General features: G+C 59.3%; 8 protein-coding genes. 5 read left to right on the plus strand and 3 right to left on the minus strand.

All coding sequences use genetic code 11. The annotated features are described in order from the left end of the window. Window positions 1–179 precede the first annotated feature (179 nt). A complete protein-coding gene (gene sppA / locus PPP56_RS05875; RefSeq protein WP_353563104.1) occupies window positions 180–1,979 on the minus strand; it encodes a signal peptide peptidase SppA in 1,800 nt (599 codons plus the stop codon). A 685-nt stretch (window positions 1,980–2,664) separates the two neighbouring features. Between sppA and hrcA the strand changes: the two genes are divergently transcribed. From hrcA to PPP56_RS05895, 4 genes are all read left to right on the plus strand, one after another. Further along, window positions 2,665–3,774 (plus strand): heat-inducible transcriptional repressor HrcA, encoded by a 1,110-nt coding sequence (gene hrcA / locus PPP56_RS05880; protein ID WP_353563105.1) that lies wholly within the window; start codon window positions 2,665–2,667, stop codon window positions 3,772–3,774. 164 nt (window positions 3,775–3,938) lie between these two features. Continuing rightward, entirely contained in the window at window positions 3,939–4,610 is a 672-nt protein-coding gene (locus tag PPP56_RS05885; RefSeq protein ID WP_353563106.1) for a nucleotide exchange factor GrpE, read from the plus strand. A 219-nt stretch (window positions 4,611–4,829) separates the two neighbouring features. Further along, complete coding sequence (gene dnaJ / locus PPP56_RS05890) at window positions 4,830–5,981, plus strand: molecular chaperone DnaJ (protein ID WP_353563107.1); 1,152 nt, start codon at window positions 4,830–4,832, stop codon at window positions 5,979–5,981. A gap of 54 nt (window positions 5,982–6,035) precedes the next feature. Next, complete coding sequence (locus PPP56_RS05895) at window positions 6,036–6,581, plus strand: flavin reductase family protein (protein WP_353563108.1); 546 nt, start codon at window positions 6,036–6,038, stop codon at window positions 6,579–6,581. Here PPP56_RS05895 and PPP56_RS05900 read toward each other — a convergent pair. Both PPP56_RS05900 and PPP56_RS05905 read right to left on the minus strand, forming a co-directional pair. After that, on the minus strand, window positions 6,509–7,351 hold the full coding sequence (locus PPP56_RS05900) for a TIGR02757 family protein (RefSeq protein ID WP_353563109.1): 843 nt from the start codon (window positions 7,349–7,351) through the stop codon (window positions 6,509–6,511). The genes PPP56_RS05895 and PPP56_RS05900 overlap by 73 nt on opposite strands. A 97-nt stretch (window positions 7,352–7,448) precedes the next feature. After that, complete coding sequence (locus PPP56_RS05905) at window positions 7,449–8,417, minus strand: threo-3-hydroxy-L-aspartate ammonia-lyase (RefSeq protein WP_353563110.1); 969 nt, start codon at window positions 8,415–8,417, stop codon at window positions 7,449–7,451. Between the two features lie 133 nt (window positions 8,418–8,550). Between PPP56_RS05905 and PPP56_RS05910 the strand changes: the two genes are divergently transcribed. Then, window positions 8,551–9,375: a sugar phosphate isomerase/epimerase family protein gene (locus tag PPP56_RS05910; RefSeq protein ID WP_353563111.1), complete on the plus strand. Its 825-nt coding sequence runs from the start codon at window positions 8,551–8,553 to the stop codon at window positions 9,373–9,375. Window positions 9,376–9,436 lie beyond the last annotated feature (61 nt).

A 9,436-nucleotide genomic window follows, 5' to 3' on the forward strand; every position in this document is an offset into this window, starting at 1 on the left:
CTCCGCTGGGCTGCAAATTGTCCCCGATATCGGCCCGTAACCCCGGCTACGAACCTCTATCGTGGTCCAATTTTCGCCACAACGGCGCTCGCTCTCGCCCGCAAACCAAAACCCAAACAGGTTCTGTATGTGGAGCGGGCGGCTGCGCACCCTGGCAGGGTCGCCTGACCATTTGGCCGCTACTCAAACCGGATGTCGATAGGGAGGCGGGCTTGCACCGTGCCATGGGTACCCACGAGGCGTTCGAGGGCCTGCCTCTGCTCAAGCAGCTCGCGCTCAATCGGGGTAGTTGTCAGGTTTGTGATCTGGTAGCGCACGCTGGCACTAAACGACTCGTTAAGCTGCTCAATGAACGTTTTCGGGCGGGGTAGGATGCGCACGTTGTACGGTCCCTCTCCCATTTCGGCTGCTTCGGCGGCACGCTGCACAGCCAGGTTAAGGCCCCCAATCTCGTCAACAAGCCCGACCTCCTGAGCGTCGCGGCCCGACCAGACGCGCCCGTCGGCGATTGCCTCGACCTCAGCGCGGTCCATCCCGCGTCCGTCGGCAACGCGCTGCAGGAACGTGTCGTATACGCGCTCTACGCTGCGTTCGAGACGCTCTTGCTGGTCATCGCGAAACGGCTCGATGCCGGAGTAGATATCGGCGTAAGGGCTGGTGCGCACCGCATCAAACGTAACGCCGAGCTGATTTTCGAGGAAGCCGCGTGCGTTGAAGAAGAGGCCGAACACGCCAATGGAACCGGTGATGGTGTTGTCTTGCGCCACGATACTGTTAGCCCCTGCAGCCAGGTAGTAGCCTCCCGATGCCGCGAAGTCGCCCATCGAAACGACGACAGGCTTCTCGGCGCCTGCACGCTGCATTGCATTCCACATGATCTCGGAGGCCGCGGCACTTCCGCCAGGCGAGTTGACGCGAACGACGATTGCCTTAACGTTGCTGTCGGTGCGGGCCTGGTCGAGCGCTTCTACGAACGTCTGTGAGCCGATGGAATCGCCGCCTCCTCCGAACGGGTTATCTTGGCTCTTGCCAGGTACGATGTTGCCTTCAGCATACACAACAGCGACTGTGCCTTCATCGGAGGGCGTGAGGCTGGCATCGCTCACCGGGACGCGCGCATATCGGGACACGTTAATGGTTTGCAAGTCATTGGCTATGTTGAGACGCTCCTTGATGGCGGCCTCAATTTCATTGGGGTAGAGCAGCCCGTCCACCAGGCCCGCTTCAAGCGCGGCTTCGGCGCTGAGGATCGGATCTTCTGCAGCCAGACGCCGAATTTCGGCAGCATCCATCCCACGTCCGTCACCTACGGCCTGGCTGAATACAGAGTTTTGTGTATCGAGAAGCTCCTGGAGCTGCAAGCGATTCTCCGGCGATAGGTCTTCACGGGTGAAAGGCTCTACCGCGGATTTAAAGTCGCCCACGCGCACGATCTTGGGCTCAATGTCGAGCCGCTCAAGCGCGTTGCTGAAGAACGGCTGTGGGAGGTAGAAGCCGTTCATCTGGAAGTCGGATACCGGTGGCACGAAGAGGCTGTCGGCGGCGCTGGCAAGGTAGAAGGCTTGCTCGCCCATACCGGCGTCGGTGCCCGAAGCAAACACAGGTTTGCCGCTTTCTTTGAACGTTTCAATGCTCTCGCGAAGGTCCCCAAGGCGGGCCCACCCAGATGTCGACGACTCGATGCGTAGCCAGACCGCGTCGATGCGGTCGTCGGCTGCGGCTTTGCGAAGCGAGCTGTTCACGTCGTTAAGGTCGAACCGCGGGGCATCCCCAAACGCCTGAGCAAAAGGATCCTGAACCGCGCGTTCTGGAATAGCCCCCTTAACGTCGATCGTCAGTACAGAGTTAGGCTGAACCGAGGGGGTTGGGTCGGACGAGAGCGCAATTGCAAAAATGAATAGCACACCGAACGCAATGAGAGCACCCAGCGCGATGAGTGTGCCCAGCGCACTGGCAAGAAGCGTGGAAAGAAACCGCATAAGAACAAAAAAAGAGCCGCGTGAGCAAAAAAGAAGACGCATCTTACTGGTTCAAGGACCAGAAGACACGGGCAAGAGCCATCAGTTTAAATAGACAATAAACCGTGCTGCGTTGTGTATACGTGCAAGCACGACGTTCCGTTACAGGGTAGACTGCGCACACAACATGAAGAAACTCCCGTGGATACAGCCAAGTACGCAACGATACAGTATGTAGGTCACAAAATGCAACAAGCGCAGCGCGTTGCCGCGCTTTTTTGTGAAACGTTATGTGCTTGTGCTCTTAACGTACAGATGAAATGCGTCCAACCAGGCGTTTTGTAGATATCCGAGTCTCAAACCATACAAAAAATAATTTCCATACACCACGGCTTTCTGCGATGAGATTGCAGGTGACACGCTGCCGGCATGGTGTATGCAGTAGTATCCAGGGTCATGCTGTAATATGACGTTGAAGCATGTGCGCGTAACCAGAGTACATGTACAGAGCGCACGTATGCAACGTAGGCCCCAACGTCAGATGCAGGCTGGAATGGCTCCGTGCGACCCGCTAACATCATATACCTGTGTACTTCCATAAATGTAATATACCCCTGCAGAATGCGATTTGTATCGCATTGTTGCGCTGCGTAACGCGGCCCCGGGTCCCACTCGCATTCGCTGTTTGTATGAAGCAACGATGCCTATGAGCGCGTCTACAAGTTCTGCATCATCTAACCGTTCGAGCGCCCCGCGCTCTGATGACCGTCCGCCCTTGAGCGAGCGGGAGCGTCATATTTTGCAGTTAGTCGTGCAGCACTTCATCGACACCGCCGGTCCGGTCGGGTCGCGGTCGCTGGCGCGTCAGTTCGATATTGGGTTGAGCCCGGCCTCGATCCGCAACACGATGGCCGACCTGGAAGACATGGGATACCTTGACCATCCGTACACATCGGCGGGTCGGATGCCCACGCAGATGGGCTATCGTACCTTTGTGGATGAACTCATGCAGGCGCCCAAACTCTCAGAGGCCGATCGGCAGGTCCTCAAAGGGCAGCTGGCTCAGCTGGTGAGCGACACCGATGAGATGCTACGTGAGAGCACCAAGTTGCTCAGCAAGCTGTCGAACCTGCTCGGCATGGCGCTAAGTCCAAGTCTTTCTACAGCCCTGCTGGAGCGGCTCGATATCGTCCCGCTGACAGGCCCTCGCTTGCTCTTTGTACTAAACGTAAGTGGGGGGCTGGTTAAGACCATCGTGCTTGAGTTTGAAGCCGACGTTGATCGCGCTGATCTCGACCGCGTCGTGTCGATGTTGAATGAGCGCCTGGCTGGGCTCACGCTGGCCGAAATTCGCGAGACGCACGAGGAGCGTGTACAGGGCATCGAAGATACCACCGGTATTGTGGACCTGGTGCGCGAGCAGTCGACGCCGCTCTTTAGTGAGCCCCAGCAGAGGCGTCTGCAGATCGGCGGCGCACAAAACCTGCTCAACCAGCCCGAATTTCAGGAGACCGATGACGTGCGCCATTTCTTTGAACTGCTCGAAGACGAGACGCTCATGGTGAACCTCCTCGAAGACCTGGGAGACATTGCACCGGACGCGGCCGGCAATACATACATCCGAATCGGAAGCGACAACGATAATGACGAGATGGCTTCGTATTCTGTTGTCGTATCGCCCTACCGGATGGGAGATACCGTTGGGACACTGGGGCTCATGGGACCTACCCGGATGGATTATCGCCGGGCCGTGGCGCTTGTGCGTACCATGGCTAACGTGCTCAACCAGTCAGACCCCGGTGATGCAGCGTCTTAGATGATGGACCGCTACAGCATGATCGCATTCCAGGGCTTATCCCTTTAATAACCTGCAGCGCAGATACGCCTGCTCGATTAGGTCAACCTCACAAGACGTACGCGAAAGACCGGTATACAAGACACGAGCGACCGAATCGTTCAACATCGACATTACACCGCTTTATGGCTACCCACAACGTTTCAGACACAAACTCTTCAGAGACAAATATGCCCAATACAAACGCTGCCGAATCATCGACTGACGTATCCGAAGATCCGCTGCTGAACGATGAGCCTGATCCGGCAGCTCCCGAAACGCCCCCTTCGCAGAGCAGCGAGTCCACCGAAAGCGACGAGGCACAGGCGCGCATTGAAGCGCTTGAGGCAAAAGTAGAGGCGCTTGAAGCCGAGCGTGATGCTGTAAACGAGAAGTTTTTACGTAAGGCTGCCGAGCTTGAAAACGTGCGGAAGCGCCTCTCCAAGCAAGCCGAGCGCCAGTTTGAAGCCGGAAAAGCCGAAGCCATCAATGCAGTACTTGGCACGATAGATGACCTGCAGCGCTCTATGAATGCTGCCGAAGAGTTCAAGGAAGAAGATAAGATCGAAGCCGCATACCGGTCGCTCCACGACGGACTCGAACTGGTCCACACGAACTTCCTAAGCGCTATGGGCGATATTGGCGTTGAGCGTATTGAGGCTGAAGGACAGCCCTTCGACGAGCAAGAGCACGACGCGATGATGCAGCAGCCCGCTCCCGAAGGCGTAGAGCCAGGCACCGTACTGCATGAGGTGCGCGCGGGCTACCGCATGGGCGACCGGGTTATTCGTCATGCGCAGGTCGTAGTTGCGAAGTAGCCCTCTCGCACTCCCATACCTATGCATACAACTACCCACACTACCTTCGTGCAACACCGCACTGCATCAACAGGCGACCAGGTGCGCAGAGAGGAAGACCTCTGAACAAGTCTGCACATCCTGGCATTCTACTTGTTATACTACCTGTTGTGTGTAGATGCATGTGCGGTCTTCTGCGCTCCTCTGTTCTGTTGTTTGCCTGATTCTCAACCTACCCTTATGCCCGAAGACTATTACGACGTACTTGGCGTTGCACGCGATGCCTCGGAACGCGAGATCAAGAAAGCGTACCGGAAGAAAGCGATGAAGTATCATCCCGATCGCAATCCGGATGACGAAGAGGCAGAGCAGAAATTCAAGCAGGCTGCAGAGGCGTACGAAATCCTCTCTGATGAGGATACCCGGCGTCGCTATGATCGATACGGACATGCAGGCCTCGGCCAGAACGGCAGCGGCTCACGTCAGCGGGGCGGATTTCAGGACATCAACGACATCTTCAGTGCATTCGACGAAATCTTCGGCGGGCGCACCGGACGCGGGGGGCGCTCGCGCCGCACCAGCGGCCGTCCGGGGAGCGACCTGCGCGTGAAGCTGCCCCTTACGCTGAAGGAAATTGCTGAAGGCACGCAGAAGAACATCAAGGTACGCAAGTATGTGGCGTGCGACGACTGCGATGGCACCGGAGCAGAAGGCGGCGTCGACGGCGAAAACCACGTGATGTGCAGCGAGTGCGACGGTACCGGTGAGGTGCGCCAGGTGTCGCGCTCGGTCTTCGGCCAGTTCGTGAACGTACAGGCCTGTCCGAAGTGCAACGGCGAAGGGCGCATCATTGAAAACCCGTGTGCGACGTGTGACGGACAGGGGCGCTACGAGGGAGAGGAGACAGTCACGGTTACGGTGCCGGCGGGAGTCAAAGAAGGCAACTACCTTACCATTTCAGATGCTGGCAACGCAGGTATCCGCGGAGGCCTTGCCGGCGACCTGCGCATTGAGATCAAGGAGAAGCCGCACGAGCACTTCGTGCGCGACGGCCTCGACATCTACTACGACCTGTACCTCTCTTTTCCAGACGCTGCCCTGGGTACTGAAGTTGAAGTGCCAACGCTGAAAGGGCGCGCGCGCATCCAGATTGATAAAGGCGTGCAGCCCGGCAAGATTCTGCGGATGCGTGAACGGGGTATTCCCGACCTGAACGGCACTGGACGGGGAGATCAGATGATTCGTGTACATGTGTGGACCCCCCAAGATCTGACGAACGAAGAGATCGATATGCTCGAAGCGTTACGTTCGCATCCCAATTTCGACCCCAACCCGGACAACCAGGCGCCGAAGAAGTCGTTCTTCCGTAAAGTGCGCGACGTCTTTTCTTGATGCTCTTGATGCGCACACCGCCTGTTGTTTCTGTCTCCCCCACTCACCACGCATATGCCCACGCGCACTGACGGTACGTCTCTTCGTACCACGCTCCGTAACCTCCCGTCTCCAGTCGTTGTTGTGACCACGCATCGTGACGGCGACCCGCTTGGCATCACGATTGGCTCGTTTACAAGCGTGTCGCTCGACCCGCCGCTCGTAAGCTTTAACGTGGCGCGTGATGCCCAGTCGCACGATGCGCTGATACAGGCTGGGCAGTGCGCGATCCACATTCTGGACGAAACGCAGGTGGCCTTTGCCAACCACTTTGCCCGCCCTGATCTTTCATCTGATGAGCAGTTTCGTCCGGTTGCGTACACGACAGACGAAGGCGGCGTCCCCATATTGCAGGGGAAGGCAGCGGTGCTGCATGCGCGCGTGCAGGCTGCCCACCCGGCTGGCGACCATTCCATCTTTGTTGTTGAGGTAGAAGCGATTACCCCTCGCGAGAACGCGACAGGCATCACGTATGTACAGCGCGGCTATCATGCCGTGGGCCATGAGCTCGGCGGTACCGCATTGTCGCCGGTAAAGGCGTCGTCCAATGGCTCGTCTTGAGCGCCCGGCGGGAAGAATGCAAAGTCGTAGCGTGCGGGATCGTCGGGACAGAGGTGCCGGCATGCATCCGTAAGATGACATACGGCCTTCCAGTCGTTCGACTTACGCTCTACAAATCCCAGTGCCCGTGCCTGCCGCCCTGCATGCACATCCAGCGGAAGCATGAGCTGCGCGGGATTGAGGCGCGTCCATAAGCCAAAGTCGACCGGGCCAGGGCGCACCATCCATCGCAGGTACATGTTTAGGCGCTTGCAGGCGCTTTTTGCCTCGGGCCGTGCCAGATGCTTGCGCAGCCGCTGCGGCGTACCCGGGTTGATGTTCAGTATGGTGGTGCTGAATCCCTGAATGGCGGGTCCGAGCGGATACGGGTGTTCGGGGTCGCTGGGGAGGTGATCAGCGAAGATGTTTTCAACGGATCCGTGGCGCGCGAGCGCATCGCTCAGGTTGCGCGTAAACCACAGCGCATCCACTGGCTGAAATGTGCGATGCTTGAACCCGTCGAGCGCATCCGCATCGCGAGCTGTGTCGAAGCCGGTTACGAAAGCATGCGGGCGGTAGTTCATCCGCTCGCACAGCTCTTCGAGCTTGTTGATAATGGTCGTGCGGCGCCCCCATGCCAACAGCGCCGCGTACAGTCCGATGACCTCCTGGTCGCGCGGGTCGTCGAACCCGTGCGGAATACCGATAGGGTCGTCAGCGATGAATGAGGGTTCCTCGTAGCGCGCAACCAGTCCGTCGAGGTAGGCGCGCAGTTCGTCAAACGAAGGCACAATAAAGAGGGGGCGAGTGAGAGGAATCAGAGAGGCTGTGGTGAGAGCGTCCGGACGTGCAGCCTGCGAAGTGGCTACGCAATGAGCTATGAATGAGTTATGCAATGAGCTCTGCAGCGCGAGCGATATCTACGTTCCCGCCGCTAAGCGTGACCCCGATGCGGCGCCCATTGCCCGGCACCGCGCCGTTGAAAAGTGCGGCCAGCGCCAGCGCTCCTGTTGGCTCCGTAACCAGCTTCGTGCGCGTCCACAGAAAGCGCATCGCGTCGATGATGACGGAGTCAGGCACGGTAACCATGTCGTCGGCGTAGCGGCGCACAAGCGGAAAGGTATACTCGCCAAGCGACGGAGTCCGCGCGCCATCCGCAATCGTGTCGGGGTTCTGCACCGAGTGGAGCGTGCCGGTGTGAAAGGAGCGCGTGGCATCGTCGCCGGCTTCGGGCTCTACGCCAACGACGGTGCAGTCGGGCTGTAGGGCCGCCGCCGCAATGCCACATCCCGATAGCATTCCCCCTCCGCCGCAGCACACCAGGAGCATATCCAGGTCGGGCACCTGTTGCAGCAGCTCCCACCCCACGGTGCCCTGACCGGCAATCACATGGGGATGGTCATACGGAGGCACAAGGGTAAGCCCACGCTCCTCGGCGAGCTGCGCGCCATACTCTTCGCGCACGGTCTGCTCGGGGTCGTAGGTAATGACCTCCGCGCCGTACCCGCGCGTAGCTTCCAGCTTAACGGTAGGAGCATTCTCAGGCATCAGAATCGTCGTGTCGATGCCCAGAAGCTGCCCCGACAGCGCCACCGCCTGCGCGTGGTTCCCCGATGAGTAAGCAATTACGCCACCGGCCTGCTGCTCGGGGGAAAGCTGACTGAGTGCGTTATAGCCTCCACGGATCTTGAACGCACCGATCCGCTGCAGATTTTCGCACTTCAGAAACACGTCTGCATCCACCTGTGCGTTGAGCGAGCGCGACGTATGCACCGGCGTTCTGTGCACCACGCCGCGAAGCCGGTTGGCGGCTCGGGCTACATCGGCGACGGTGACGGCATCATCAAGAGTAGGCATGGCGCAGAAGCTGAATGAGCAGGAAACGACGGGTACTATCAATGCTTCGTGTTATCCAGAGTTCGACCGAACACGCTGCCCGTGTGGCTCGTTGAGCAGGCTGTTCGTTTCGCATCCAACTGCTCTACCTGCTATGATCCCTGTCTGGCTCACCGACACCGTAACCTCCGATTTAGGACGCGCGCTGCACTACACGCAGTTGTGGGGGCTGCAGGGCATGGAGTTGCGCACCGTAGGCGGCCCCGAAGACCGGGTGCCCGACGTAAACGAGCCGCAGATCCGTCAGCAGCTGGAGGCGAGCGAGTTTCTTTTAAGCAGTGTGGTGCCCTCTATCTTTGGCGGACCGGTGCACGACCGCATGATGTGGCTCAACGATCTGGCGCGTCTACCCGAACTGCTGCGCTTCTGCAAGCGCATGCGCTGTCCGCGCTTCGTGACCGATCCGTTTGCTGCTACGCCGAACGATGACGACACCGCCCTCGACACCGCTGCCGACGCACTGCGCCGGGCCGGGGTGCAGGCAGCCGAGTACGACGTGCTGATTGGCGTTAAGAACGACCCCACTTCGTTGTGTCCGACCGGGCGCGACCTCGCGGTGCTTCTTGCGCTGGTTGATCATCCGAACGTGCGCGCTGCGTGGGATCCGGTGGCGGCGCTGCGGGCAGGCGAAGATCCGGCTGCGGGGCTCGACGCGCTGTCAGGGCGCGTCACGCTGGTACGCTGCAGCGACGGCCGCACCGAACGCGGGCAGTGGCACGACACGATCGTTGGCGAAGGAGACGTCGACTGGCCCACCCAGATCGAGATGCTCTACGAAGACGGCTTTCGCGGCCCGGTAAGCATGGAGGTGTACGCCGAGCCCCGCCCCAAAGCCGGCCTGCGAAGCGCCACCGCGCTCATCCGCATGCTTGACCGGCTTCATCCGGGGGGCTGCCGAAACATCAACCCGAGCCCCTGAGAGACGATCCCGTCGGCGACGTCGACGCTAGTGGCGAGCGTCCGTGTGCCGTCCGTCGTGT

Origin of the sequence: Longimonas sp. (assembly GCF_040409695.1) — a bacterium.
Taxonomy (GTDB): domain Bacteria; phylum Bacteroidota; class Rhodothermia; order Rhodothermales; family Salinibacteraceae; genus Longimonas.

Coding starts and splice junctions, on each gene's coding strand:
- sppA (WP_353563104.1), bottom strand. CDS start 1,979: ATGCGGTTTCTTTCCACGCTTCTTGCCAGTGCGCTGGGCACACTCATC.
- PPP56_RS05885 (WP_353563106.1), top strand. CDS start 3,939: ATGGCTACCCACAACGTTTCAGACACAAACTCTTCAGAGACAAATATG.
- PPP56_RS05895 (WP_353563108.1), top strand. CDS start 6,036: ATGCCCACGCGCACTGACGGTACGTCTCTTCGTACCACGCTCCGTAAC.
- dnaJ (WP_353563107.1), top strand. CDS start 4,830: ATGCCCGAAGACTATTACGACGTACTTGGCGTTGCACGCGATGCCTCG.
- PPP56_RS05905 (WP_353563110.1), bottom strand. CDS start 8,417: ATGCCTACTCTTGATGATGCCGTCACCGTCGCCGATGTAGCCCGAGCC.
- PPP56_RS05910 (WP_353563111.1), top strand. CDS start 8,551: ATGATCCCTGTCTGGCTCACCGACACCGTAACCTCCGATTTAGGACGC.
- hrcA (WP_353563105.1), top strand. CDS start 2,665: ATGAGCGCGTCTACAAGTTCTGCATCATCTAACCGTTCGAGCGCCCCG.